Annotated in this window: 25 protein-coding genes and 1 pseudogene; 19 read left to right on the plus strand and 7 right to left on the minus strand. The window is 70.5% G+C overall.

Translation table 11 applies throughout. The annotated features are described in order from the left end of the window. The first annotated feature begins 38 nt into the window (after window positions 1-38). The 3 genes from OG953_RS26220 to OG953_RS26230 all read left to right on the plus strand — a co-directional run bounded on the left by OG953_RS26220 (window position 39) and on the right by OG953_RS26230 (window position 1,981). Complete coding sequence (locus tag OG953_RS26220) at window positions 39-425, plus strand: hypothetical protein (protein ID WP_405687301.1); 387 nt, start codon at window positions 39-41, stop codon at window positions 423-425. Beyond that, window positions 422-1,273 carry a MurR/RpiR family transcriptional regulator gene (locus OG953_RS26225; protein WP_405687302.1) on the plus strand — a complete coding sequence of 284 codons (852 nt, stop codon included), beginning with the start codon at window positions 422-424 and terminating at the stop codon, window positions 1,271-1,273. The genes OG953_RS26220 and OG953_RS26225 overlap by 4 nt, the downstream gene beginning before the upstream one ends. Window positions 1,274-1,444: 171 nt before the next feature. Continuing rightward, entirely contained in the window at window positions 1,445-1,981 is a 537-nt protein-coding gene (locus tag OG953_RS26230; protein WP_405692072.1) for a hypothetical protein, read from the plus strand. A 10-nt stretch (window positions 1,982-1,991) separates the two neighbouring features. On the opposite strand, the gene OG953_RS26235 is transcribed toward OG953_RS26230, so the two are convergent. The 4 genes from OG953_RS26235 to OG953_RS26250 all read right to left on the minus strand — a co-directional run bounded on the left by OG953_RS26235 (window position 1,992) and on the right by OG953_RS26250 (window position 4,134). Then, window positions 1,992-2,366, minus strand: a complete 375-nt coding sequence (locus OG953_RS26235) for a hypothetical protein (protein ID WP_405687303.1) — start codon at window positions 2,364-2,366, stop codon at window positions 1,992-1,994. Between the two features lie 69 nt (window positions 2,367-2,435). Further along, a complete protein-coding gene (locus OG953_RS26240; RefSeq protein ID WP_405687304.1) occupies window positions 2,436-2,900 on the minus strand; it encodes a roadblock/LC7 domain-containing protein in 465 nt (154 codons plus the stop codon). A 38-nt stretch (window positions 2,901-2,938) separates the two neighbouring features. Next, the gene (locus OG953_RS26245) at window positions 2,939-3,715 is read right to left on the minus strand and encodes a transcriptional regulator (RefSeq protein WP_405687305.1); all 777 of its coding nucleotides are present in this window, start codon (window positions 3,713-3,715) and stop codon (window positions 2,939-2,941) included. Then, a complete protein-coding gene (locus OG953_RS26250; protein ID WP_405687306.1) occupies window positions 3,712-4,134 on the minus strand; it encodes a hypothetical protein in 423 nt (140 codons plus the stop codon). The genes OG953_RS26245 and OG953_RS26250 overlap by 4 nt, the downstream gene beginning before the upstream one ends. Window positions 4,135-4,395: 261 nt before the next feature. On the opposite strand from OG953_RS26250, the gene hutU reads away from it, so the two are divergent. The 4 genes from hutU (at window position 4,396) to hutI (ending at window position 10,005) form a co-directional block, all read left to right on the plus strand. Beyond that, window positions 4,396-6,054, plus strand: a complete 1,659-nt coding sequence (gene hutU, locus OG953_RS26255; protein WP_093898742.1) for a urocanate hydratase — start codon at window positions 4,396-4,398, stop codon at window positions 6,052-6,054. Window positions 6,055-6,128: 74 nt separating this feature from the next. Then, entirely contained in the window at window positions 6,129-7,337 is a 1,209-nt protein-coding gene (locus tag OG953_RS26260; RefSeq protein WP_405692073.1) for an allantoate amidohydrolase, read from the plus strand. Beyond that, window positions 7,328-8,713, plus strand: coding sequence for a formimidoylglutamate deiminase (locus OG953_RS26265; protein ID WP_405687307.1), 1,386 nt, complete (start codon window positions 7,328-7,330; stop codon window positions 8,711-8,713). Before OG953_RS26260 ends, OG953_RS26265 begins: the two co-directional genes overlap by 10 nt. 119 nt (window positions 8,714-8,832) lie before the next feature. Beyond that, a complete protein-coding gene (hutI, locus tag OG953_RS26270; RefSeq protein ID WP_405687308.1) occupies window positions 8,833-10,005 on the plus strand; it encodes an imidazolonepropionase in 1,173 nt (390 codons plus the stop codon). A 150-nt stretch (window positions 10,006-10,155) separates the two neighbouring features. Here hutI and OG953_RS26275 read toward each other — a convergent pair whose 3' ends face one another. Continuing rightward, a complete protein-coding gene (locus OG953_RS26275; RefSeq protein ID WP_405692075.1) occupies window positions 10,156-11,124 on the minus strand; it encodes an RNA polymerase sigma factor SigF in 969 nt (322 codons plus the stop codon). Between the two features lie 283 nt (window positions 11,125-11,407). Here OG953_RS26275 and OG953_RS26280 point away from each other — a divergent pair, with 283 nt between their 5' ends. From OG953_RS26280 to OG953_RS26305, 6 genes are all read left to right on the plus strand, one after another. Next, the gene (locus OG953_RS26280) at window positions 11,408-11,776 is read left to right on the plus strand and encodes an STAS domain-containing protein (protein ID WP_383969532.1); all 369 of its coding nucleotides are present in this window, start codon (window positions 11,408-11,410) and stop codon (window positions 11,774-11,776) included. A 192-nt stretch (window positions 11,777-11,968) separates the two neighbouring features. Then, the gene (locus OG953_RS26285) at window positions 11,969-12,490 is read left to right on the plus strand and encodes an ATP-binding protein (protein ID WP_405687309.1); all 522 of its coding nucleotides are present in this window, start codon (window positions 11,969-11,971) and stop codon (window positions 12,488-12,490) included. Between the two features lie 190 nt (window positions 12,491-12,680). After that, window positions 12,681-13,349, plus strand: a complete 669-nt coding sequence (locus OG953_RS26290; RefSeq protein ID WP_405687311.1) for a peptidase — start codon at window positions 12,681-12,683, stop codon at window positions 13,347-13,349. Between the two features lie 84 nt (window positions 13,350-13,433). After that, complete coding sequence (locus tag OG953_RS26295) at window positions 13,434-14,426, plus strand: hypothetical protein (RefSeq protein WP_405687312.1); 993 nt, start codon at window positions 13,434-13,436, stop codon at window positions 14,424-14,426. After that, window positions 14,423-15,541: a hypothetical protein gene (locus tag OG953_RS26300; protein ID WP_405687314.1), complete on the plus strand. Its 1,119-nt coding sequence runs from the start codon at window positions 14,423-14,425 to the stop codon at window positions 15,539-15,541. The genes OG953_RS26295 and OG953_RS26300 overlap by 4 nt, the downstream gene beginning before the upstream one ends. A gap of 35 nt (window positions 15,542-15,576) precedes the next feature. Further along, complete coding sequence (locus OG953_RS26305) at window positions 15,577-16,947, plus strand: hypothetical protein (RefSeq protein WP_405692076.1); 1,371 nt, start codon at window positions 15,577-15,579, stop codon at window positions 16,945-16,947. Between the two features lie 84 nt (window positions 16,948-17,031). Here the strand turns inward: OG953_RS26305 and OG953_RS26310 are convergent, their stop codons facing one another. Further along, the gene (locus OG953_RS26310) at window positions 17,032-18,522 is read right to left on the minus strand and encodes an oligopeptide:H+ symporter (RefSeq protein ID WP_405687316.1); all 1,491 of its coding nucleotides are present in this window, start codon (window positions 18,520-18,522) and stop codon (window positions 17,032-17,034) included. Window positions 18,523-19,013: 491 nt separating this feature from the next. Here OG953_RS26310 and OG953_RS26315 point away from each other — a divergent pair, with 491 nt between their 5' ends. Both OG953_RS26315 and OG953_RS26320 read left to right on the plus strand, forming a co-directional pair. After that, window positions 19,014-19,691, plus strand: a complete 678-nt coding sequence (locus OG953_RS26315; protein ID WP_114244884.1) for a response regulator transcription factor — start codon at window positions 19,014-19,016, stop codon at window positions 19,689-19,691. Between the two features lie 15 nt (window positions 19,692-19,706). Next, window positions 19,707-20,972, plus strand: a complete 1,266-nt coding sequence (locus OG953_RS26320) for an ATP-binding protein (RefSeq protein ID WP_405687318.1) — start codon at window positions 19,707-19,709, stop codon at window positions 20,970-20,972. Between the two features lie 17 nt (window positions 20,973-20,989). Here the strand turns inward: OG953_RS26320 and OG953_RS26325 are convergent, their stop codons facing one another. Next, window positions 20,990-21,514 (minus strand): GtrA family protein, encoded by a 525-nt coding sequence (locus OG953_RS26325; protein WP_405687319.1) that lies wholly within the window; start codon window positions 21,512-21,514, stop codon window positions 20,990-20,992. Between the two features lie 174 nt (window positions 21,515-21,688). Between OG953_RS26325 and OG953_RS26330 the strand changes: the two genes are divergently transcribed. The 4 genes and pseudogenes from OG953_RS26330 to OG953_RS26345 all read left to right on the plus strand — a co-directional run. Then, window positions 21,689-22,840, plus strand: coding sequence for a 5-(carboxyamino)imidazole ribonucleotide synthase (locus OG953_RS26330; RefSeq protein ID WP_405687320.1), 1,152 nt, complete (start codon window positions 21,689-21,691; stop codon window positions 22,838-22,840). After that, a complete protein-coding gene (gene purE / locus OG953_RS26335; protein ID WP_405687321.1) occupies window positions 22,837-23,376 on the plus strand; it encodes a 5-(carboxyamino)imidazole ribonucleotide mutase in 540 nt (179 codons plus the stop codon). Before OG953_RS26330 ends, purE begins: the two co-directional genes overlap by 4 nt. 5 nt (window positions 23,377-23,381) lie before the next feature. Continuing rightward, entirely contained in the window at window positions 23,382-24,575 is a 1,194-nt protein-coding gene (locus tag OG953_RS26340) for a dipeptidase (RefSeq protein WP_405687323.1), read from the plus strand. Window positions 24,576-24,654: 79 nt separating this feature from the next. Further along, window positions 24,655-24,744: pseudogene (locus OG953_RS26345) on the plus strand (CGNR zinc finger domain-containing protein); the annotation flags it as partial. Window positions 24,745-24,748 lie beyond the last annotated feature (4 nt).

The following is a 24,748-nucleotide window of genomic DNA, read 5'->3' on the forward strand; positions in this document are numbered from 1 at the left end:
AGGGCGAGACGAGGTGTCCGGACAGGAGGAGTTTGCGCATGATGTCGTCCCACTTGGTGCACTCCGAGGACTCCGTGTCCGGGACCGTCGGCTCTTCCGGAGCTCCCGGCTCCGTCGGCGTCGTCGTGCTCGACGGCCAGACCCTGCCGGTCTCCGATGCCGTCCGGCTCGCCCACGGCACCGCACGCCCCGTCCCCGCCGACGAAGCGATGAAGCGCGTCGACCGCTCCTGGAGCGCCGCCGTAAGGGCGTTGCGCCGGCGGGATCTGCGCCCCGATCCGGATTTTCCGGTGGGCCGTGCCTTCGTGCTCGCCGATTCTCTGCTCAACGACGACCTCGCGGACCGGCCGCTCACCGATGATGTAGAGGTCGCGGCCGGGGAGCTGCTCGACCAGTACACAGAACTTTGGAGGGGGACGGTATGAGCGAGAGCAGCCCTGCCGCACGACTGCAGCAGCTCTTCGAGGGGCACCGGCTGACACCGACGCAACGGCGCATCGCGCACTCCATGGTGCGCAGGGCCGCCGAGGTGCCGTTCCTGTCGAGCGTCGAGCTGGCCGAGCTGGCCGGGGTCAGTCAGCCGTCCGTCACCCGGTTCGCCGTCGCTCTCGGATTCGACGGCTATCCGGCGCTGCGGAGGTATCTGCGGGATGTCGCGCCGGGGCCCGCCGAGCCGGGTGGGGGGGCGGGTGAACGTGCGTACAACGAATACCAGCAGGCTGTCCTCGGCGAGATCGAGAATCTGCAGCACCTCGCCGAGCTGCTCGCCGACCCCGGCCCCGTCGAGCGGGCGGGGCGGCTGCTCGCCGCCTCCCGGCCGCTCCCCGTGCTCGGACTGCGGGCCGCTTCCTCTCAGGCTCGCGGGTTCGGGTACTTCGCAGCCAAGGTCCATCCCGATGTCCGGGTGCTCGACGAGGGCGGCAGCATGCTGCACGACCGGATCGACGCCGCGCGGCGGGCGGGTGCCACAGCGCTGATCTGTTTCGCGCTGCCCCGGCATCCGAAGGAGGTCGTGGACGCCCTCGCGTATGCGCAGGAACAGGGGCTGACCGTGGTGTCGGTCGCCGATTCGGCGTTCGCTCCGGTGGCCAAGCACAGTGACCTGCTGATCCCGGCCGCCGTCGGCACCGGGCTCGCCTTCGACACGGCGTGTGCACCCATGCTGCTGGGCCGGGTGCTGCTGGAGGCGATGTGCGACGACCTGCCCGATGCGCAGGCGCGGTTGGAGGAGTTCGACGCGCGGGCGGTGGCGCGGGGGCTGTTCGTCGAGTGACGGGTCGCGGCGACTGCCTGATGGGGATCACGTACTGAGCGCGGCCCCACCGACCTCGACGATTCTCAGGTATCGCTCATTTACGGCTATTAATCTCCGGGCCAAGAAGGATCAGAAAGAGCTGCGGAGAGGGGTACGGACGTGGGGCGCGGAGCGCAGTCGTTGGCGAGGGTGGCCGTGATCGTACGGGCCGGAGCCGCACTGCTGTGGTGGCCGGGGCTGCTTGCCGCAGCGATCGGCGCACTGGTGCCCGGGCTCACCGGACGCCGGATCGGGCTGCTGGCCGGAGCGGCGCTGTTCCTGGTCACCGCGGCCTCGGTGGCGCTCGTACGCGGTCGGCGGTACGCGGAACTGGCCAGGGGCGCCACCCGCGCCGGGCGGTCCGACTTTCTCCAGGACCGGGCCGTGACCGTACGCAACTGGCGACGCGGGCACCGGTGGTGGCTGCTCGGGGCGTTCTGCACGGCGGTGGCGAGCGCGTTCCTGATGCCCGCGGCCGGCGGGATGGTGCTCGCGGGCGCGGGGGCCGGGCTCTGGATCAAGGCCGTCAGGATCGGGCAGCGTGAGCGCCGGGACGACACCCTGTATTGGGTGCGGACCGACTGGGTGGAGCGCGGACGGCCCGCGGGCAAGCGGGTGAAGGGGTATCGGACGACCGGGCCGATGGCGGGTGACGCCGCGCCCGGCGGGGCGCGGCGTCGGCGCTGAGGCCGCCGGGTCAGACCTCCAGCTCGGCCTCGATCCGCTTCAGCTGGTGGCGGGCCATCGCCAGGTTGGCGCGGCCCTTGTCCAGCACCAGGTACAGGAAAAGGCCGTTGCTGCCGCGGGCCTGGAGCAGCCGGATCAGGTGGTACTGCCCGCCGAGTGTGATCAGGATGTCCTCGATCTCGTCCTGGAGGCCCAGGTGCTCCATCGTGCGGAGCTTGGCGCGTACGACATCGGTGTTGCCCGCGGCCGCGACCTCCAGGTTGAAGTCCTTGCCGCCGCCGAGGGTGCCCAGCGCCATTCCGCTGGTGTAGTCGACGAGGGCGACACCGAGGGTGCCCTCGATGGACGTCATCGCTTCCTTCAGTGACGCTTCGGTGTTCGCCATGAGTGCTCGTTTCCTTTCCTGGCCGGCCGGGACGACCGGATCCGTGGGTTGTTTCCGGGGTATGTGGTGTTACGTGCGGTGAGGCAGCGGTCCGGGCTGTACGGGGCGCTGCTCGGGGGCGTGGGCCGGGTGCGTCGGCTGTGCGGCGCGTTCCAGCGCGGTGTCGACCAGTTCGCCGATGCGGGTGCCTGCCCGGCGGCCCTCCAGATGGAGCCTGCCGACGTTGATCCGGTCCTCGGCCAGCAGTGTGAGGACGGCCGAGGAGCCTGCGGCGTACGTCGCGATGTAGCCGGTCTCGCCCCGTACGAGAAGTTCACGGAAGCCGCCCCGGCCGGTCGCGTCCGCCATCCGGATCGCGACGCCGAGCGCGGCCGCGGTCAGTGCGGCGACGCCCTCCGCCTCCACGCCCGGGGTGTCATGGGCCAGGACGAGACCGTCGGTGCTGGCCGCCAGGGCGCCGGAGAGGAGCGGGACCCGGGCCCGTAACCGCTGGAGCTCGGCCAGGACGTCCTGTACTTCGGCCTCCGGCACCATCAGCTGTCTCCTCCCGGCACGCTGTCTGAGCGCGCGTATCACAGGGCCTCCAATGCGTCTCGGAGCCGGCGCAGCAGGGCGACGTCGGGGTCGGCCGTGACCCCGGGAAGCGCGACCCGGCCGGGGGCGGTCGCGGCCTGCAGCTCCCGTACCGCTTCGACCAGTCCGGCCGCGGCCAGGCGCCGCAGATCGACCAGTACGTGGAACGCCGGCCTGCCCAGCTCCTGGGCGATGTCCGATGCGGTACGCACCCCGTCCACGAGATCGAGCACGCGGCGCCGGCCCGGCGGAACGGGTGCGTCGACGGGACGGGCCGTCCGTACGAGCGGCGCGCTGTCGCCCGCCGCGTCGGGCCAGATCCGCTCCAGCAACTCCCGGCGCCGGAGCGTCTCGCGCTGCACGGCATCGACGGGGACGGGGCGGACGGGGCCGATCCAATGGGAGACCCCGTAGCGGAAGCGGGCCGGGGTCCGGGTGGGGGCGAGCGCGAAGAACGCCGCGTCGTACAGCGCGCCGAGGTGGCACAGCTCCAGCGCCCCGCCCGGCACCCGCCCGCTGTCCACCAGGTAGCGGCCGACCCGCTGCCCGGCGCCCGCCCTGGCGACCGCCTCCCACCAGCCGTCGCGGTGCAGGGCGCCGCCGGCGGTGAGCAGGACGTCTATACCGGGCGTCGCCGGGCTCTCGGCGTGCACCACCTGGCCCTCGGCGAGATAGAGGGTGCCGCGGTCGCGCATCAGGGCGCCGGTGGCGCGTTCGTCGGCGAGGCGCTGCAGCATGGGGGAGAGGGCCGTGACCGGGGCGGGGGCGGTTCTCATGCAAGGACCAGCCGCTCGGCCGTCTCGCCCAGCCGTATCCGGGCGAGGGCCAGATTGCCCTCCGCGCGGTCGAGCCACAGATGGACGAAGACGCTGCTGTCGAAGGCCGTCTCGACGAAACGGAGGATGTGGTACCCGGCGCGGGTGGTGACGATGACGTCCTCCACCGGCGGCGGCGCTCCCGCAACGGCCTTTTCCGGTAACGCGGTTGACGGTCCCGTGGCCTCCAGTGCGAAGGCCGGCTGCTCGGCCGCCATCCTCGCGACCTCGGCCGTCTCCGCAGCGGTGGCCTCGTGATCGCCGTTGGGCGATTCGCCGATGGTGCCGAGGGCGAGGCCGCTCGTCCAGTCGACCACCGCGGCGCCGCGGGCGCCGGGCAGCCTCATGACTTCGAGCAGGCACTCGTCGATTCCGGGCACGCGCACTCCCCTCCCGACGTGGCGTACGGCTGTGACCCAGAGGCTACGCAACGTGCTCGACCCAGGTGGGGGTTCTGGCATTTTCCATGGGTACATGCGTAAGGGATCTTCAAAGCGTGTGCTGGAGGTGTGCCGGGGCGCCCCGCGCGCGGGGCGCCCCGGGGGCTGTTCGTCCAGCCGTCGGCGCGGAGCTGTTGACTGCGAGTATTCAGGCCATCAGGATGTGAATAGAAGATTTACAAGTTGCGAGGAGGCATCGCCATGTCAGGACCCCGCCCCGTACGGGCACCGCGCGGTACGGAACTGAGCGCCCTGGGATGGCAGCAGGAGGCCGCCCTGCGCATGCTGCAGAACAACCTCGACCCCGAGGTCGCCGAGCACCCCGACAAGCTCGTCGTCTACGGCGGCACCGGCAAGGCGGCCCGCGACTGGCGCTCGTTCGACGCGATGGTGCGCACGCTGCGGACGCTCAAGCAGGACGAGACGATGCTCGTCCAGTCCGGGCGTCCGGTCGGCGTCATGCAGACGCACGAGTGGGCGCCGCGCGTACTGATCGCCAACTCCAACCTGGTGGGTGACTGGGCGAACTGGGAGGAGTTCCGTCGCCTGGAGGCGCTCGGGCTCACCATGTACGGCCAGATGACCGCCGGATCGTGGATCTACATCGGCACGCAGGGCATCCTGCAGGGCACGTACGAGACGTTCGCCGCCGTCGCGGCGAAGAAGTTCAACGGGACGCTGGCCGGCACGATCACCCTGACCGCCGGACTCGGCGGCATGGGCGGCGCCCAGCCGCTCGCCGTGACCATGAACGACGGTGTCGCGATCTGTATCGACTGCGACCCGCGCGCCATCGAGCGCCGGATCGAGCACCGCTACCTGGACGTGCGCGCCGACTCCCTGGAGCACGCGCTCCAGCTGGCCACCGAGGCCCGGGACGCCCGCAAGCCGCTCTCCATCGGTCTGCTGGGCAACGCGGCGGAGCTGCTGCCGCGGATGCTCGCCGAGGGTGCACCGATCGACATCGTCACCGACCAGACCAGCGCGCACGACCCGCTCTCGTACCTTCCGCTCGGTGTCGACTTCGATGACATGGCCTCGTACGCCGCCGAGAAGCCCGCCGACTTCACCCAGCGCGCGCGGGAGTCGATGGCCAAGCACGTCGAGGCGATGGTCGGCTTCATGGACGCCGGGGCCGAGGTCTTCGACTACGGAAACTCGATCCGTGGCGAGGCTCAACTCGCCGGGTATGCAAGGGCCTTCGACTTCCCGGGCTTCGTTCCCGCCTACATCAGGCCGCTCTTCTGCGAGGGCAAGGGCCCGTTCCGCTGGGCGGCGCTCTCCGGTGAGGCGTCCGACATCCACAAGACCGACAAGGCGATGCTCGAACTCTTCCCGGAGAACGAGTCCCTGCACCGCTGGATCAAGATGGCCGGTGAACGCGTCCACTTCCAGGGACTGCCCGCCCGGATCTGCTGGCTCGGTTACGGCGAGCGCGACCGGGCCGGCGAGCGGTTCAACGACATGGTGGCCTCCGGCGAGCTGGCCGCTCCGCTGGCCATCGGGCGCGACCACCTGGACTGCGGCTCCGTGGCCTCCCCGTACCGGGAGACCGAGGCCATGCTCGACGGGTCCGACGCGATCGCCGACTGGCCGCTGCTGAACGCCATGGTCAATGTGGCGTCGGGGGCCTCCTGGGTCTCCATCCACCACGGCGGCGGCGTCGGGATGGGGCGCTCCATCCACGCCGGGCAGGTGACCGTCGCCGACGGTACGAAGCTGGCGGGCGAGAAGATCCGCCGGGTGCTCACCAACGACCCGGGCATGGGCGTCATCCGGCACGTCGACGCCGGGTACGACATCGCGGAGTCCGTCGCCGCGGACAAGGGCGTGCGCGTACCGATGACGGAGGGGCAGTGACCCGGGAGAACGGCGGTGGGGCAGTGACCCGGGAGAGGGACGGGGGCGGGGGCGACGCACCGTCGTTCCAGGCCATGTGGCGGGAGCTCCTGCCGGTCGGCCGGCATCAGGACAGCGGGGGCTACCGCCGCTACGCCTGGACCGGGGCCGATGCCGACTGCCGTGCCTGGTTCCGGGCGCAGGCCGAGGCGCGCGGGCTCACCTACGAGGTCGACCGGAACGGCAATCAGTGGGCCTGGCTCGGTGACCCCCTCGCGGGGGATGCCGTAGTCACCGGATCGCATCTCGACTCCGTACCGGACGGCGGCGCCTTCGACGGGCCGCTCGGTGTGGTCTCCTCCTTCGCCGCACTCGATGAACTTCGCCGCAGGGGAGCGGAGTTCACCCGGCCGCTGGCCATCAGCAACTTCGGTGACGAGGAGGGGGCCCGCTTCGGGCTCGCCTGTGTGGGCTCCCGGCTCGCCGCCGGACAGCTGACCGTCGAGGCGGCACACCGGCTCCGCGACGGTGACGGCATCACCCTGCCGCAGGCCATGGAGGCGGCCGGATACGACCCCGACGCCATCGGCCCCGACCCCGAACGGCTCGCCCGAATCGGTGCGTTCGTCGAGCTCCATGTCGAGCAGGGGCGCGCCCTCGACCTCACCGGTGACCCGGTCGGCATCGCTTCCGCGATCTGGCCGCACGGGCGCTGGAGGTTCGACTTCCGGGGCGAGGCCAACCACGCGGGCACCACCCGGCTGGTCGACCGGCGCGACCCGATGCTCACGTACGCCGAGACGGTGCTGGCCGCCCGCCGCGAGGCGGAGCTCGCCGGAGCCGTCGCCACCTTCGGCAAGATCAGCGTCGAGCCGAACGGTGTCAACGCCATCCCCTCCCTCGTCCGCGGCTGGCTCGACTCCCGCGCCGCCGACCAGGACCGCCTCGACGCCGTGGTCGGCGGCATCGAGCGGGCCGCCCGGGAACACGCCGAGCGGGCCGGGATCGACCTCGATGTCGTGCGGGAGTCCTTCACGCCCGTAGTGGAGTTCGAGCACGCCCTGCGTGACGAGCTCGGAAAGATCCTGACGGGCCGGGCCGACGCCGATCGCGCCGTACCCGTCCTCGGCACCGGCGCCGGACACGACGCGGGTATTTTGTCCGCTTCAGTCCCTACCGCCATGCTGTTCGTACGGAACCCCACCGGGATCTCGCACTCGCCGGCCGAGCACGCCGCCGAGGACGACTGCGTGGCCGGGGTGATCGCTCTCGCCGATGTACTGGAAGGTCTCGCGTGCAGCTGACAACGGAACCGACGGGCAGGCCCGTCACCGTGACGTACTGGTTGTCCCACGCCTGGCTCGGCACCCATGTCGAGCCGGGCGTCGCCCTGGACGTGTCCGGCGGGATCGTCGCGGGCGTCCGCACCGGCGTCGCCACCCCGCCGCCGGGCGCCATCGTGCTGCGCGGGCTCACCCTTCCCGGGCTCGCCAACACCCACTCGCACGCCTTTCACCGCGCCCTGCGCTCCACCGTCCAGGTCGGCTCCGGCACCTTCTGGACGTGGCGCGAGACCATGTACCAGATCGCCTCCCGGCTCACCCCCGATTCGTACTACGACCTCGCCCGTGCCGTGTATGCCGAAATGGCTCTGGCCGGTATCACCGCGGTCGGCGAATTCCACTATCTGCACCACGCTCCGGGCGGCACCCCGTACAACAACCCGAACGCGATGGGCGAGGCACTGATCGCGGCGGCGGGCGAGGCCGGTATCCGGATCACGCTGCTGGACACCGCCTATCTCTCCGCCGGATTCGGCCGGCGCCCCACCCAGTACCAGGAGCCCGACCAGCACCAGCTGCGCTTCTCCGACACCACCGCGGACGCCTGGGCCGAACGCGCCTCCCTCCTCAAGGGCAGTGACCACGCACTGATCGGCGCGGCCATCCACTCCGTACGCGCCGTCCCCGCCGCGCAGCTCGCCACCGTGGCCGCCTGGGCCGAGGCGCGGCAGGCACCGCTCCATGTCCACCTCTCCGAACAGACCGCGGAGAACGACGCCTGCCTCGCCGCCCACGGCTGCACGCCCACCCGGCTCCTCGCCGACCACGGGGTCCTCGGCCCGCGCACCACCGGCATCCACAACACCCACCTCACCGGCGAGGACATCACGCTCCTCGGCTCCTCGGCGACCGGCACCTGCATGTGCCCCACCACGGAACGCGACCTCGCCGACGGAATCGGTCCGGCCGCCGCCCTCCAGCGCGCCGGCTCTCCGCTCTCCCTCGGCAGCGACAGCCATGCCGTGATCGACCTGTTCGAAGAGGCCCGGGCGATGGAGCTCAACGAGCGGCTGCGCACCCGGGCGCGCGGCCACTGGACGGCGGCCGCCCTGCTGCGCGCCGCGACCGTCGACGGACATGCCGCGCTCGGCCGGCCCCGGGCGGGCATCATCGAACCCGGTGCCCCCGCCGATCTGGCGACCGTTGCCCTGGACTCCGTCAGAACTGCGGGGCCGGTGCCCCGGCTTGCTGCCGAAGCAGCCGTATTCGCCGCCTCCGCAGCTGATGTGCGGCACACGGTTGTGGCAGGCCGGCACATCGTCCGTGACGGGCAGCACACGCTGGTCGAGGACGTCCCCGCGGCGCTCGCCTCGGCCATCGGCGCACTGCACCGCTGAGCGCACCGCCCCGGATACCGTCGATCCGGAGACCGCCGTGCGGGGCGCGCTGACCGGCGCCCCGCAGGCCCACCGACGGGCCGCCCCGCAAACCGATACACAAGGAGAGCAGTCTCCCGATGACGACGACCGCCATCACCAACATCGCCAGTCTGGTCACCAACGACCCCTCCCTCCGCGTGGATTCCCCCCTGGGTCTGATCCGGGACGCGGCCGTCGTCATCGAGGGCGACCGGGTCGTCTGGACCGGTGAGTCAAGCAAAGCACCCGCCACTGACAACGCCGTCGACGCGGGCGGCCGGGCGGCGATCCCCGGCTTCGTCGACTCCCACTCCCACCTCCTGTTCGCGGGCGACCGCACCGAGGAGTTCAACGCCCGGATGTCCGGCCGCCCCTACAGCGCGGGCGGTATCAGGACCACGGTCGCCGCCACCCGCGCCGCCACCGACGACGAACTCTCCGCCAACGTCGCCCGCTACCTCGCCGAGGCGCTGCGCCAGGGCACCACCACCTTCGAGACCAAGTCCGGCTACGGCCTCACCGTCGAGGACGAGGCCCGCGCCCTGCGCATCGCGGCTCAGCACACCGAAGAGGTCACCTACCTCGGTGCCCACATCGTCTCCCCGGACTACGCCGACGACCCGGCCGGCTACGTCGACCTGGTCACCGGAGCGATGCTCGACGCCTGTGCCCCGTACGCGCGTTGGGTCGACGTCTTCTGCGAGAAGGGCGCCTTCGACGGCGACCAGGCCCGCGCCATCCTCACCGCCGGCCGCGCCAAGGGCCTGCACCCCCGTGTCCACGCCAACCAGCTGGGCCACGGCCCCGGGGTCCAGCTCGCCGTCGAACTCGACGCCGCGTCCGCCGACCACTGCACCCACCTCACCGATGCGGACGTCGACGCCCTGGCGCAGGGCAACACCGTCGCCACCCTGCTTCCCGGTGCCGAGTTCTCCACCCGCGCCAAGTGGCCGGACGCCCGCCGCATCCTCGACGCGGGCGCCACTGTCGCGCTCTCCACCGACTGCAACCCGGGCTCGTCGTTCACGTCCTCCATGCCCTTCTGCATCGCCCTCGCCGTACGCGACATGGGCATGACCCCGGACGAAGCCCTCTGGTCCGCCACCGCGGGCGGCGCGGCGGCCCTGCGCCGTACGGACATCGGCCGCATCACCCCCGGCGCCCGCGCCGACCTGGTCCTCCTCGACGCACCCAGCCATGTCCACCTCGCCTACCGGCCGGGCGTCCCGCTGGTCCACGCGGTCTGGCAGCACGGCGAGCGCGTCGTCTGAGCGCCGGCCGACACAGCACGGCGTCTGCGGCAAGACGTCCATGACATGGCGTCAAATATGCGGAAGGACCCGCCCTTTGCCGGGCAGGTCCTTCCGCAAGGGGCTCGCGGTGCGCCGTGCGGGTGTTCCGCGGGCGCGCGATATGCCCGCTCACTCCTCCAGCGTCAGGCCCTTGCGGAGCTTGACCAGCGTGCGGGAGAGCAGTCGCGACACATGCATCTGGGAGATGCCCAGTTCCTCACCGATCTCCGACTGCGTCATATTGGCGACGAACCGGAGCGAGAGGATGGTGCGGTCGCGGCCCGGCAGCGAGGCGATCAGAGGCTTCAGGGACTCGACGTACTCGATGCCTTCGAGTCCGTGGTCCTCGTAACCGATACGGTCCGCCAGCGCGCTTTCGTGCTCGTCCTCCTCGGGCTTGGCGTCCAGCGAACTCGCGGTGTACGCGTTGCTCGCGGCCATGCCCTCGACGACCTCGTCGTTGGTGATGCCGAGGCGGTCGGCGAGCTCGCCCACAGTGGGTGAACGATCCAGCTTCTGGGCGAGCTCGTCGCCCGCCTTGGCCAGGTCGAGCCGCAGCTCCTGCAGTCGGCGCGGTACGCGCACGGACCAACTGGTGTCGCGGAAGAAGCGCTTGATCTCGCCGACGATGGTCGGCATCGCGAACGTCGGGAACTCCACGCCCCGGCTGAGCTCGAAGCGGTCGATCGCCTTGATCAGGCCGATGGTGCCGACCTGGATGATGTCCTCCATCGGTTCGCTGCGGGAGCGGAACCGGGAGGCGGCGAACTTGACCAGGGCCAGGTTCAGTTCGACGAGCGTATTGCGGACGTACGAGTACTGGTGGGTGCCCTCTTCGAGGGATTCGAGCCGCGCAAAGAGCGTCTTCGACAGGGCCCTGGCGTCCAGCGGCCCCACTTCGTCGTAGGGCGGGATCTCGGGAAGTCCTTCGAGACCGTCGGTGACGCCGTAGTTGTCGACGCTGTCGACGGCGGTGCTGCTGGTGTTGCTGTGCGTGCCGTCTCCGGCGTTCGCGGCAGGGGAGTCCGAGTGGGTCGGTCCCTGAGGACATGCTGACGTCGCGTCGTGGGTACGCGGTCCGTCGAGCCGGGGTGACATGATCGCCTCCATCGTTCTCGGCATATGGCTGCCGATGCCCATACGTGTTTCCTGCGGTGAAGCGGCGCCTCCAAAGCCGGCCGTGTTTTGGGTGTCCCCCTACCCTTACCCGGTTCGGACGGGCACTTACAAGCTCTAAATAGGCGCATATGTCCGGTTCGTTGGGGTCTTCGGGTACCACGTGGCGTACGGAACGCGTACTGTTTCAAGAACGTCAGCGACGGCTACAACGAATCTGCGCACGCTGAGACGCAGGCAGTGACGACGACGAAGAGGGACGGGCATGGACCGCGGGACGGTCGGCAGTGCGAACCGGGGTCGGCTTCAGGTCGAGGCCCGTACCGAGGGGCGCAGCGAGGTCGTGACGCCGGTGGGTGAGCTGGATCACCACACGGCGGATCTGCTGCGGGAACCCCTGGAGAGCGCGGTCGAGCAAGGGCGAGTACGCCTGGTGGTCGACTGCTCGCGGCTCGAATTCTGTGATTCCACCGGGCTCAATGTGCTGCTCGGTGCCCGCCTCAAGGCGGAGGCGGCCGGGGGAGGGGTCCATTTGGCCGGAATGCTGCCGGTGGTGGCGCGGGTCTTCGAGATCACCGGGGCCGAGGCGGTCTTCACCGTCCACGACTCCCTGGAAGCGGCCCTGGACGCATGATCGTGGCGCGTTTCGCGGCCCCGGGTACCTCATGTGTTGCCCGTGTCACGCGATCCGCGTAGACGAAGCGGGTGTTGTCACGATTCGGCCGGGCAGGAGACATCCGGTGGAGTCGTGGGCGGCCCGCGCACTCTGTATCTGTACTTGTAACTGTTCAATGGCGACATGGTGAATCGGTGAGGTGAAGCGCTGATGAGCACCACCCGGCAGCATCCGCCGGGCGACCTCGGCCGCGAGCCGGAGGACGCCGGCGTGGGCGCACGCGCGGACGCGGGCGCCGGCGCGGCCTCCCCCGAGACGGTCGAGCGGCAGTGGCGCACGTTGTCGCTGCGGGGAGTCGGCGGCATCGTGCCGACGGCCCGCGACTTCGCCCGCCAGGCGCTTCACGACTGGGGCTGGCTCCCTGCGACGAGCGCCGACGGACGGGCCGCCGCCGAGGACGTCCTGCTGGTCGTCTCCGAGTTGGTCACCAACGCCTGTCTGCACGCGGACGGTCCCGAGGAACTGCGTATCGCCTGCACGGCGAAGGTGCTGCGGGTGGAGGTCGTCGACGGGGGTGCGGGACAGCCCGCGCCGCGCACCCCGCACCGGGCCGGCCGGCCCGGCGGGCACGGCATGTTCATCGTGCAGCGGCTCTGCCTGGACTGGGGTGTCCTGCGAGTGGCGGGCAGAGCAGGCAAAACCGTCTGGGCGGAGCTGGCCGCCCCCGCGTAGTTGCTGGTTCGGGACATGGGGGCGCATGGCCCCGCATTTGCACCTTTGAGGAGCGCGCCGGATCGGCGCGCTCTTTGTCTTCCCTCCACAAGGCCCCGGGCGTACCTTGAGCGCCGATCTGATGTGTCGTCAGTAACTTGCGTCGGTGAGAGACGGCGCGCGGCGACTTCCGGCATGAGGGGAACTCGAGGTGTCCTACCAGAAGCGAACAGCTCTCGCGCTGGCGTCCGCGCTGGCGGGCACGGTGGTGCTGATGGCCGCGCCCGCCGCCCACGCAACGGTCGTGGACGTCGACTACCAGTGCAAGACCCCGATCGGGGACAAGAGCGCCGTGTCTCCCATCGACATCAAGAGCGTCAAGAGCGGCGGCGGCTACAAGCTCACGATGTCCTTCCAGAAGGGCGTCTCGTCCAGCCCCGTCGAGCTGGGCAAGGGTGCGATGAGCCCCAGCGCGGTCATCAAGGTGGGGGGCGCGGACTCGGGCCAGGTCCAGGTCTCCGGTGCGCCGAACTCCGCCGCCATCCCCGCCAACACCCCCATCAAGATCAGTGACTTGTCGGGTACGTACACCCCGAAGAAGAGCGGCAAGGTCGACTTCACCGCCGGTGTGCTGACCATCAAGGCGCTGGGTACGACCACGACCTGCACCCCCTCCAACAATCCGGGGCCGGCGCTCCAGCTCGATGTGACGGCCGCGGGCAACGCGCAGAGCACCCCGGACAACGGCGGGCAGCTGCCGAAGACCGGTCCGCTCGACTCGGCCGTGGCGCTCGGCACGCTCGGCGGCACGGTGCTGCTGACCGGTGCGGCCGGGGTGCTCTGGCTGACCAGGCGCGGGCAGGGGGCCGTGCGCCGATAGGGCGTTTCCTCCGGATCGGGCCGGATCCGGAAGGAAGGCCCCGGCCCCACGATCCCGCCGCCGTCACGCACCAGGGAGCTGCCCATGCCGTCGCCGACCGGTCACGCCGCCCGACTCGCCCTCGCCGTACTGCTGTTCACCTTCGCCATGACTCCGGTGGCCGGCGCCGCGGTCCGGACGCCGACGCCCGCGAGCACCGCGTCATGGACGGCGCAGCCCGCGGTGAGCGGTCCCGGCACAGCCGGCGGCAGACCGTACTTCTATCTGGAGGGCCCGCCCGGCACCGTTCTCCAGGACCGGCTCTCCGTCACCAACTCCAGTACGGCCCCGGTCACCGTGCGGCTGCGCGGCGCCGACGCGTACAACGCCGAGGACGGCGACTTCGCGGTACGCGGTGGCAAGGGCTTCACCGGGACCGGCGCCTGGCTGCGGACCGCCGCCGAGGTGACCGTGCCGGCCCGAACCCGCGCCGATGTGCCGTTCTCCGTCACGGTGCCGACGGGCGCGACGCCCGGCGACCACCCCGGTGCGATCGTCGTGCAGAGCGGCGACCGCTCGGTGGGCGTACGGGTCCAACTGCGGGTCGGCGGGCCGACGCTGGCCGCGCTCACCGTCGAGGACGTCACCGTGTCCGGGCAGACCATCCACTACACGCTGGTCAACCGCGGCAATACGGCGCTGGCCCCGCGGATCGCCGTCGGCGCCGACGGAGTGTTCGGGACACTGCTGCGGCGCGAGGCGCGCACGCTGCCGGTGGAGCTGCTGCCCGGACAGCGCGTCAGGCTCAGCGAACCGTGGCGGGATGCCCCGGCCCTCGACTCGGTGACCGTACGGCTGCGCGTCACGGCGGCGGGCGGCGCGCACAGCGAGGCGACGGCCCGTGCGGCCTTCGTCCCGTGGGCGTCGGTGACCGGCGGCGCACTGCTGTTCCTGGCCGCCGTTGCCGCGGGCGCGTACGCGTACCGGGTCCGGCGCTCACGCAGACGGCCACCGGACGACGACAGGCCCGGACAGTCCTCGGGCGATCAACGGCATGCGGAGAGAAGGCACTTGGTGAAGGCGGGAGCGGAATCGTGACTGGACAGGCCGGACCGGCATCACTCCGGAGCGGCAGCCACCGGTGGGCGGCCGCGCTGCTCGGCGCCCTGCTGCCCGCCCTGCTGATGCTCTCCGCGACCGGCGCCGACGCGGCGGGTGCGAGGGCCGCGGACGCGAAGCCCGTGGTCACCCTCTCCAAGCAGCAGGCGGGCAAGGGGGGTGACATCACCGTCAAGGGCAGCGGCTGGCGCCCGAACACGCTGCTGATGATGCTGATCTGCGGACAGTCCACGCCGGACCGGGGCGTGATCGGCGGCACCAACTCCTGCGCCAATGCAGAGGGCCGTGCCGTCACCACCGGAACCGAGGGCGACTTCAGCAAGAAGATGCCGATCGCCGAGCCGCCCGCACCCTGCCCCTGCGTGGTGCATGTCGCCACCGTCACCGGGGAACAGGCCACCGCCGACGCCGTGTTCGTCGTCGCCGGCCACCCGGTCGCCGCGCTGCCGAAGGAGAGCGAGGGGGGCAGGCTCGCGGTGCTGGCCACCACCCGGCTCGAGGGCGACAGCGGAATCCTCACCTGGTTCGGCGCCCCGCCCTCCCGGCAACTGGTCTTCACCGTGGGCAACCTCGGCTCCGCTCCCGTCAAGGACCCGGTCTTCCGGATCGGCACCTCGCACGGCGTCTTCGCCCCGCAGTGGGAGGAGCGGCAGTGGCGCGGCACCATCGAGTCCGGCCGCAAGGCGCAGATCAAGCTGCCGGTCGAACTGACGGCGGGCGCCCACGGTGACTACCAGGTCTCGCTGAAGTACGGCAGCAAGGTGCTGGCCGAGCAGCCGTGGGGGGTCGGACGCCCCTGGGGAGTCACGCTCTTCTGGATCCTGCTGTGCGTCGTCGTACCGGCCGCCGTGTTCCGGATCGGCATGGCGATCGTCGACAAAGTGCGTCCTCGCACCTCGCGCACCCCGGTCCGCGCCGGGCGCCACCACCATCCACAACTGGCCGATGTGACCGCCAGGCTCCCGAAGCTGCGCCGCGCACCGGCGCCCGCTGAGAGCCCCGCGGCAGCGCCCACCACCACGGCAGCGCTGCCATGGTTCACACCCGATTCCGCACCGTCAGAGAACAGACCGACGACGAAGGGACATTCGTGAGTACGCAACGCAGGACGGTCGCGGCGGGAGTCGCGATGATGCTCGGCGGCGCGGGCATGCTGCTGGCCGCGAGCCCGGCCCAGGCCGCCGACATCTCGTACAAGACGGAGTGCATTCCCCCGCCCATCTCCGGGCTGCCGCCCGTGCAGGGCACCACCAAGGCGCAGCTGACCGCGCCGGCCGAGGCGAAGGTCGGGGACACCGTCGAGGTGGTGTGGAAGACGGTCGAGGCCGCTTCCAAGAACCCCGACGTCCTCGACCTGGAGAAGGACACGGTCAAGCCGACCGGCACCATCAAGGTGGGCGGCGCGGCCACGGGCACCCTGCAGATGGAAGGGCCGCGGCAGAACCCGCCGATCCCCAAGAACAGCGCCATGGTGCTGCCCGACATGAAGGGCACACTGAAGCTGGAGAAGGCCGGTGAGATCACGCTGACACCGGACGCCTACAACATCAACGTCTCCAAGCCGATCTCCACGGACACCAAGTGCACCCCGAAGGAGACGGTGCAGCCGGGCGCGACCATCAAGGTCACGGACGGCGGCGGATCCACGACCGCGGGCGGCACGACCACCGGCACGACCACCGGTTCGACCACCGCGGGCGGTACGACGACCGCGGGCGGTACGACCACCGGTTCCACGACCGCGGGTGGCACGACGACCACGGGCGGTACGACCACCGGTTCCACCACCGCGGGCGGCACGACGACCACGGGCGGCACCACCTCGGGCTCCGGCGGCGGCCAGACCGACTTCCCCGGCAAGGAGGTCTCGGTCAACTTCGCCTGTACGTCCCCGGGACCGCCCGGCATCGCCTCCAAGGTGACGATCAACGCGAAGAAGAGCGGCGGGAGTTACGCGCTCACGGTCAAGACGGCCAAGGGCGTGATGGACAGCCCCGCCGCGCTGCCCGCCGGTGCGCTCAAGCCGTCCATGGACGTCGTCATCGGCGGCGCCGACAAGGGCTCGGTGAAGGTCACCGGACCCGCCAACGCCGAACCGCTGGAGCAGGGCAAGCCGGTCGATCTGTCCGACATGACCGGCACCTACAAGCCGGGCGCGTCCGGGAAATCCACGCTCAGCCCCGGCGCCCTGACGATCGATGTCACCCTGGGCTCCTCGAAGATCAACATCCCCTGCAAGGTCAAGGGTTCGGTGACCCCGTCGCTCGAACTCGACACCACAGCCCAGCAGGGCGGCGCCTCCGGAGGAACCACCAAGGGCTCCACGGGCTCCACGGGCTCCACGGCAGGCGGCACGGACTCCGGCGGCGGACTGGCCGCCACCGGGGCCGAGGACAACGGCACCCTGCGCGCACTCGGCCTGGTCGCGGGGACTGCGATCCTGCTGGGCGGCGCCGTGTTCACCTTCACCCCGTGGCGCAGGCTGCGCGGCACCAGGTGAGCTGAGTTCCGTACGGATGCACGCGAAGGGCGGCTGCACCGACGTGTCGGTGCAGCCGCCCTTCGTACAGCCGGGTTGGGTGCGTCAGCGCACGTCGCCCATGAGCTGCTTGACCTTGCCGCGGTACATGAAGACCGCGGCACCCGCGGCAACGGCGAGGACGGCCTCAAGTGTGACCACGCCGGTGCCGTTGAGCTCCACACCCGCGATGGAGAGCAGACCCGTGACGCAGTCACCGGCAGTGACGGCCAGGAACCAGACACCCATCATCTGGCTGGCGTACTTGGCCGGAGCCATCTTCGTGGTGACGGAGAGACCCACCGGGGACAGGGTCAGCTCGGCGACCGTCTGGACGAAGTAGATCGCGACCAGCCACATCGCGGCAGCCTTGTGGCCGTCGGTCGCGATCGTCAGCGGCATCAGGAAGAGGAAGAACGACGCGCCGACCAGCACCAGGCCGGAGCTGAACTTCACGATGGTGCTGGGCTCCTTGCCGCGGCGGTTCAGCGCCAGCCAGAAGGCGGCGAAGAGCGGGGCCAGCGCCATGATCAGGACCGGGTTGACCGACTGGTACCAGGAGACCGGGAAGTCCCAGCCGAAGACACTGTTGTCGGCCGAGGTCTTGGCGAAGATCGCGACCGTCGAACCGCCCTGGTCGTAGATCATCCAGAAGACGGCGGCGGCGACGAAGAACCAGATGTAGCCGGACATCTTCGACTGCTCGGTGGCGCTGAGCTCCTTGTCGCGCTTGATGCGCGCCAGGACGACGACCGGGATGGCCAGGCCCGCGATGGTGATGGGGACCAGGATCCACTTGAGCGTGTAGACGCCGGTGACGACCGTGATGGTGTAGAAGACGGCCGCGACGGCCAGCCAGATCAGGCCCTTGCGCAGCGTGCTCGCCCGCTCGGCGGCGGACAGCGGCTTCGGGACGACGAGGCTGCGCTCGTTCAGGTGGCGGGTGCCCATCAGGAACTGGGCGAGGCCCAGCCCCATGCCGACCGCGGCGAGCGCGAAGCCCAGGTGCCAGTTGACGCTCTCACCGATGGTGCCGATGATCAGCGGCGCCGCGAAGGCACCCACGTTGATGCCCATGTAGAAGACCGTGAAGCCACCGTCGCGGCGCGGGTCGTCCGGGCCGTCGTAGAGGTGGCCGACCATCGTCGAGATGTTGGACTTCAGCAGACCGGAGCCGATGGCCACCAGCCCGAGACCGGCGAAGAAGGTGCCCTGTGAGGGCAGTGCCAGCGCCAGGTGGCCGGTCATGATGACCGCACCGGCGATGGCGACGGTCTTGCGGGGACCCCAGACACGGTCGCCGAACCAGCCGCCGGGCATGGCGAGCAGGTAGACCAGCGACACGTAGACCGAGTAGATCGCCGTGGCCGTGGCCGGATTCATGTGAAGCCCGTTGGGGGCTATCAAGTAGAGGGGGAGCAGAGCCCTCATGCCGTAGTAGCTGAAACGCTCCCACATCTCGGTCATGAAGAGAGTGGCCAGGCCGCGGGGGTGGCCGAAGAAGGTCTTCTCGGATCCAGAAGTACTGGCCGGGTCCTTCGTCAGGCTGGACGCCATGGTCGATCCTTGCTTGCTCGGGACGCGACGCCTCGTGAGCGTTTCGCGCCCGGTGGGGGGAGGCCGGCACCGGCACGGCCATGCCCCACCCCAACGCCTCACAGGGGATTCGTCCTGACCGCCGGACTCATCGAGGAGCCGACCGAAGAAGACGGGGACCGACCGCATCGGGATCCACGCCCGGTGCGCATCCTCAGCGCTCCGGGCCCGGCCACAGGTCATTCACTGAATTCACGACTGGCGGGCACCAGCCGGCAGAACAAAAAGACCCTCGGCGCTAAAAGCTGCCCAAGGGTCCTTGAGTAGTGCAACAGGCGTCGAGCAACCATACGACACGACACTGCCGGATATGAATGGACTTGAGAGATGGATCACAGGTCGCGGTGGAGCCGCACTCCCATATTCGAAGGCCCCTCTCCGCTTTCCTCGTGGACCCGCAGGGCTTTTTGATCACCTCACAGCATCCGCTCCGCGCGGACTACCATCACTCCATGACCCGTGTACTGCTCGCCGAGGACGACGCATCCATCTCGGAGCCGCTGGCCCGCGCCCTGCGTCGGGAGGGTTACGAGGTCGAGGTCCGCGAAGACGGTCCGACCGCTCTCGACGCCGGCCTCCAGGGCGGAATCGACCTGGTCGTACTCGACCTGGGCCTGCCCGGGATGGACGGCCTCGAAGTTGCCCGCAGGCTCCGTGCCGAAGGCCACACCGCGCCGATCCTGGTGCTGACCGCCCGCGCCGACGAGGTGGACACGGTCGTCGGCCTGGACGCGGGCGCCGACGACTACGTCACCAAGCCCTTCCGCCTGGCCGAACTGCTCGCCCGCGTCCGGGCCCTGCTGCGCCGCGGCGCCACCGAGCCCGCCCCGCAGCCCGCCACCCACGGCGTCAGGATCGACGTCGAGTCGCACCGGGCCTGGATGGGCGACGAGGAACTCCAGCTCACCGCCAAGGAGTTCGACCTGCTGCGGGTCCTGGTCCGCGACGCCGGCCGGGTCGTCACCCGTGACCAGCTGATGCGCGAGGTCTGGGACACCACCTGGTGGTCGTCGACCAAGACCCTCGACATGCACATCTCCTGGCTCCGCAAGAAGCTCGGGGACGACGCGGCCAACCCCCGCTACATCGCGACCGTACGGGGCGTCGGCTTCCGCTTCGAGAAGAGCTGACGTACAGAAGCACTCATGCGCCGCAGACTGATCAACTCCACGCTCGCCGTGGTGCTCGTGGTGATCGCCGTCTTCGGCGTCTCCCTCGTCATCGTCGAGAGCCGCACCATCAGCAACAGCGCCCAGGAGAGCGTCGACTCCGAGGCGCTGCGGCTGATCAGCGTCGTCGAGAGCAGGCTCCTGGAGGCGGAGCGGATCAATCCCGCGCTGCTGGCCGAACAGATCTCCACCAAGCGCTACGCACTGGTCGAGATCCCCGGACGCGCCCCCCTCGAAGTCGGTACGCGCCCCACCGGCAGGGTGATCAGCGGCACGGCCGAGGGGGAGCACGGTGAGCGCGTCACCGTCGAGGAGTCCAGCTCCGCCGTCACCAGTGAGGTCGGCCACACCCTGATGATCATCGGCGCGGTGGCGCTGCTGGCCATCGTCTCGGCCGTGCTCCTCGCCGTACGCCAGGCCAACAAACTTGCCTCGCCGCTGACGGACCTCGCCGAGACCGCCGAACGCCTGGGCTCCGGCGATCCGCGCCCGCGCCACAAGCGGTACGGAGTGCCGGAGCTGGACCGGGTCGCCGACGTCCTGGACTCCTCCGCCGAGCGGATCGCCCGGATGCTGACCGCGGAACGCCGGCTGGCCGCCGACGCCTCGCACCAGCTCCGTACGCCGCTGACCGCGCTCTCCATGCGGATCGAGGAGATCTCGGTCACCGACGACCCGGACACGGTGAAGGAGGAGGCGAACATCGCCCTCACCCAGGTCGAGCGGCTCACCGATGTGGTGGAGCGGCTGCTGACCAACGCCCGCGATCCGCGTACCGGCTCCGCCGTCGTCTTCGATCTCGACGAGGTCGTCAAGCAGCAGATCGAGGAGTGGCGCCCGGCCTACCGGGGCGAGGGCCGCGCCATCGTCTGCTCCGGGAAGCAGGGGCTGCGGGCCGTCGGTACGCCGGGCGCGGTCGCCCAGGTGCTGGCTGCACTGATCGAGAACTCACTGATGCACGGCGGCGGTACGGTCGCGCTGCGCACCCGGGTCACCGGCAATCAGGCGGTGATCGAGGTCACGGACGAGGGCCCGGGCGTGCCGCCCGACCTCGGCGCCAGGATCTTCGAGCGGACGATCAGCGGCCGCAACTCCACCGGCATCGGCCTCGCGGTCGCCAGGGACCTCGCGGAGGCGGACGGCGGCCGCCTCGAACTGCTCCAGCAGCAGCCACCGGTCTTCGCCCTGTTCCTCAGCCGGGTGGCCCTGAACAGACAGGAACCGGAACGCCCGGTGCGGTGAGCGTGTGCGGTGGGTGGCTACCGCCGCACCGAATCCGCCTCGACCTGCGGCATCTGCTCCGTACGTCCCTGCTTCAGGAACCCCTCCGCGCTCAGCACGGTCTCCTTCGCGGGCAGCGCCTTGAATACCCACGTCCGGTAGGACCAGAAACGGAACATCGTCGCGATGCCGATCCCGAGGATCTTGAAGACATTGCTCTGGAACGGGCTGTTCCACCCGAACCCGTACGTCGCCACGTACAGCACACCGGTCTCGATGACCGCACCCACCGCGCTGAACAGCAGGAACAGCGTCAGCTCCCGGGTCCGCCCGGTCTTGTCACGGTCCCGGTACGTCCAGTAGCGGAAGCCGACGTAGTTGAAGAGGACGGCGACGAACGTGCCCAGCAGACCTGCCCGCACCACCTGAAGGTCCGTGGTGCGCCAGAGGACGTTGGATACCGCGATATTGACGACCAGGCCGAGTGCGCCGACCGCGCCGAACTTGGCGACTTCCCGGGCCAGCAGATCCAGCCGGGTTCGCAGTGCGCCCCGTTCGCTCATCGTGATCGCTCAGCCCGTCTGTCGGATACGTCAACCCAGTCATGCTATCCAGCCCGTCTATGAGTTGCCTGTGGATGTCCTGTCAGGCGTGGCGATGCTGTGACGTGCCCGACCCGGCGGGGCGGGCGGAGGGCATCGTCGGGCGGCCCCCGGAGCGGCGGATACCCTGGAGGAGTGACGTTCCCGGTAGTCGGTATGGTCGGCGGCGGTCAGCTCGCCCGTATGACCCACGAGGCGGGTATCCCCCTCGGCATCAAGTTCAAGCTCCTCAGTGACACCCCCCAGGACTCGGCGGCCCAGGTGGTGAGCGAAGTCGTCGTCGGCGACTATCGCGACCTGGACACGCTGCGTGCCTTCGCGCGCGGCTGTGACGTGATCACCTTCGATCACGAGCATGTACCGACCGAACACCTGCGGGCCCTGGAGGCGGACGGCATTCCCGTACGCCCCGGACCCGATGCGCTGGTGCACGCCCAGGACAAGGGGGTGATGCGCGCGAAGCTCACCGAGGTCGGCGCACCCTGCCCCCGCCACCGCATCGTGAAGGACCCGGCCGACGTCGCGGCGTTCGCGGAAGAGGTCGGGGGCTTCCCCGTCATCCTCAAGACGGTCCGCGGCGGCTACGACGGCAAGGGCGTCTGGGTGGTCCGCTCCGAGGCGGACGCGGCCGACCCCTTCCGGGCCGGTGTCGCGGTCCTCGCCGAGGAAAAGGTCGACTTCGTACGGGAGCTGGCGGCCAATATCGTCCGCTCGCCGCACGGCCAGGCCGTCGCGTACCCGGTCGTCGAGTCGATCCAGGTCGACGGGGTCTGCGACACGGTCATAGCCCCGGCCCCGGAGCTGGACGAGCGGCTCGCGGGCGAGGCTCAGCAGCTCGCTCTCCGTATCGCCTCCGAGCTCGGCGTCGTCGGCCATCTCGCCGTCGAACTCTTCGAGACCCGTGGACCCGACGGGAAGCCCGGCATCCTGGTCAACGAGCTCGCGATGCGCCCGCACAACTCCGGGCACTGGACCCAGGACGGCGCGATCACCTCGCAGTTCGCCAACCACGTCCGGGCCGTCCTCGACCTCCCGCTCGGCGACCCGCGCCCACGCGCCACCTGGACGGTCATGTCCAATGTGCTCGGCGGCGACTACCCGGACATGTACCAGGCGTATCTGCACTGCATGGCCCGCGACCCGCAGCTCAAGATCCACATGTACGGCAAGGACGTGAAGCCCGGCCGCAAGGTCGGACACGTCAACACCTACGGCGACGACCTGGCGGACGTGCGAGACCGAGCCCGTCATGCAGCTGACTACCTCAGAGGAACGATCACCGAATGACTTCCCCCGCCTCCGCCGCGCCGGTCGTCGGCATCGTCATGGGCTCGGACTCCGACTGGCCCGTCATGGAAGCAGCGGCCAAGGCCCTCGACGAGTTCGAGATCCCCTACGAGGTCGACGTCGTCTCCGCCCACCGCATGCCGCGCGAAATGATCGCGTACGGCGAGCAGGCGGCGGACCGCGGCCTCAAGGCGATCATCGCGGGCGCGGGCGGCGCCGCCCACCTGCCCGGCATGCTCGCCTCCGTCACCCCCCTGCCCGTCATCGGCGTCCCGGTCCCGCTGAAGTACCTGGACGGCATGGACAGCCTGCTCTCCATCGTGCAGATGCCCGCCGGTGTCCCCGTCGCCACCGTCTCGGTCGGCGGCGCACGCAACGCGGGCCTGCTCGCCGCGCGTATCCTCGCCGCCCACGACAGTGAGCTGCAGGCCCGCATGGCCGAGTTCCTGCAGGAGCTGAACGACCAGGCGACGGAGAAGGGCAAGCGGCTGCGCAGCAAGGTCGAGGGCAGCGACTCCTTCGGCTTCGGGAAGTAGGCCCCGTGGACCAGCTGAAGCGGGCCGCGGAACTCCTCGCCGAGTACCCCGTCGTCGACGGTCACAACGATCTGCCGTGGGCGCTGCGCGAACAGGTCGGCTACGACCTGGACGCCCGCGACATCGCCACCGACCAGTCGGCCCATCTGCACACCGACATCCCGCGGCTGCGCGCGGGCGGCGTCGGCGCCCAGTTCTGGTCCGTCTACGTACGGTCCGACATGGCGGGCGACGAAGCCGTCAGCGCCACCCTCGAACAGATCGACGTGGTCACCGAGCTGCTGGAGCGCCACCCCGCGGACCTGCGGCGCGCCCTGACCGCCGACGACATGGAGACGGCCCGCGCCGAGGGCCGTATCGCCTCCCTGATGGGCGCCGAGGGCGGCCACTCCATCAACAACTCGCTGGGCACCCTGCGCGCGCTGCACGCCCTGGGCGTCCGCTACATGACGCTCACCCACAACGACAACATCGCGTGGGCGGACTCGGCGACCGACGAGCCGGGCGTCGGTGGTCTCTCGCCCTTCGGCCACGAGGTCGTACGGGAGATGAACCGCACCGGCATGCTGGTCGACCTCTCCCACGTGGCGGCCACCACGATGCGCGACGCGCTCGACACCTCCACCGCGCCGGTGATCTTCTCGCACTCCTCGTCGCGCGCGATCTGCGACCACCCGCGCAACATCCCCGACGACGTCCTCGGCCGGCTCCCGGCCAACGGCGGCATCGCCATGGCGACCTTCGTGCCGAAGTTCGTCCTCCCGGCAGCCGTCGCCTGGACCCATGCCGCGGACGAGAACATGCGCGCCCACGGCCTGCACCACCTCGACACCACCGCGCAGGCCATGAAGATCCACGCAGCCTTCGAAGCGGCCAACCCGCGCCCGATGGCCACCGTGGCGACGATCGCCGACCACCTCGACCACATGCGCGAGGTCGCCGGGATCGACCACATCGGCATCGGCGGCGACTACGACGGCACCGCCTTCCTCCCGGAGGGCCTCAGGGACGTCGCGGGCTACCCGAACCTGATCGCGGAGCTGCTCGGCCGGAGCTGGTCCACCGCCGATCTCGCCAAGCTCACCTGGCAGAACGCGGTACGGGTGCTGCGCGACGCCGAGGACGTCGCACGCGAGCTGAGCACGCACCGGGCCCCGTCCCACGCCACGATCGGGCAGCTGGACGACCGGGCCGGCTGAGCCGGAGCTGTCGCGTGCGGGGCACCCCCAGGGGTGCCCCGCACGTTTTCTAACCCGCGCACAGACAGAACGGGTGCCCCGCAGCCCGGCGGGACGCCGCCGCTGGTGCTCCATGTCGGTGTGCGGCGCCCGCGCCAAAATGCGCACCTACCGCGCGAAGCGCGGCTGAGACC

Source organism: Streptomyces sp. NBC_00057, from assembly GCF_045041165.1.
In the GTDB taxonomy this organism is placed as follows: domain Bacteria; phylum Actinomycetota; class Actinomycetes; order Streptomycetales; family Streptomycetaceae; genus Streptomyces.

Coding starts and splice junctions, on each gene's coding strand:
- OG953_RS26220 (WP_405687301.1), top strand. CDS start 39: ATGATGTCGTCCCACTTGGTGCACTCCGAGGACTCCGTGTCCGGGACC.
- OG953_RS26225 (WP_405687302.1), top strand. CDS start 422: ATGAGCGAGAGCAGCCCTGCCGCACGACTGCAGCAGCTCTTCGAGGGG.
- OG953_RS26235 (WP_405687303.1), bottom strand. CDS start 2,366: ATGGCGAACACCGAAGCGTCACTGAAGGAAGCGATGACGTCCATCGAG.
- OG953_RS26240 (WP_405687304.1), bottom strand. CDS start 2,900: ATGGTGCCGGAGGCCGAAGTACAGGACGTCCTGGCCGAGCTCCAGCGG.
- OG953_RS26245 (WP_405687305.1), bottom strand. CDS start 3,715: ATGAGAACCGCCCCCGCCCCGGTCACGGCCCTCTCCCCCATGCTGCAG.
- hutU (WP_093898742.1), top strand. CDS start 4,396: ATGTCAGGACCCCGCCCCGTACGGGCACCGCGCGGTACGGAACTGAGC.
- OG953_RS26260 (WP_405692073.1), top strand. CDS start 6,129: ATGTGGCGGGAGCTCCTGCCGGTCGGCCGGCATCAGGACAGCGGGGGC.
- hutI (WP_405687308.1), top strand. CDS start 8,833: ATGACGACGACCGCCATCACCAACATCGCCAGTCTGGTCACCAACGAC.
- OG953_RS26275 (WP_405692075.1), bottom strand. CDS start 11,124: ATGTCACCCCGGCTCGACGGACCGCGTACCCACGACGCGACGTCAGCA.
- OG953_RS26280 (WP_383969532.1), top strand. CDS start 11,408: ATGGACCGCGGGACGGTCGGCAGTGCGAACCGGGGTCGGCTTCAGGTC.
- OG953_RS26285 (WP_405687309.1), top strand. CDS start 11,969: ATGAGCACCACCCGGCAGCATCCGCCGGGCGACCTCGGCCGCGAGCCG.
- OG953_RS26295 (WP_405687312.1), top strand. CDS start 13,434: ATGCCGTCGCCGACCGGTCACGCCGCCCGACTCGCCCTCGCCGTACTG.
- OG953_RS26305 (WP_405692076.1), top strand. CDS start 15,577: ATGATGCTCGGCGGCGCGGGCATGCTGCTGGCCGCGAGCCCGGCCCAG.
- OG953_RS26310 (WP_405687316.1), bottom strand. CDS start 18,522: ATGGCGTCCAGCCTGACGAAGGACCCGGCCAGTACTTCTGGATCCGAG.
- OG953_RS26315 (WP_114244884.1), top strand. CDS start 19,014: ATGACCCGTGTACTGCTCGCCGAGGACGACGCATCCATCTCGGAGCCG.
- OG953_RS26320 (WP_405687318.1), top strand. CDS start 19,707: ATGCGCCGCAGACTGATCAACTCCACGCTCGCCGTGGTGCTCGTGGTG.
- OG953_RS26325 (WP_405687319.1), bottom strand. CDS start 21,514: ATGAGCGAACGGGGCGCACTGCGAACCCGGCTGGATCTGCTGGCCCGG.
- purE (WP_405687321.1), top strand. CDS start 22,837: ATGACTTCCCCCGCCTCCGCCGCGCCGGTCGTCGGCATCGTCATGGGC.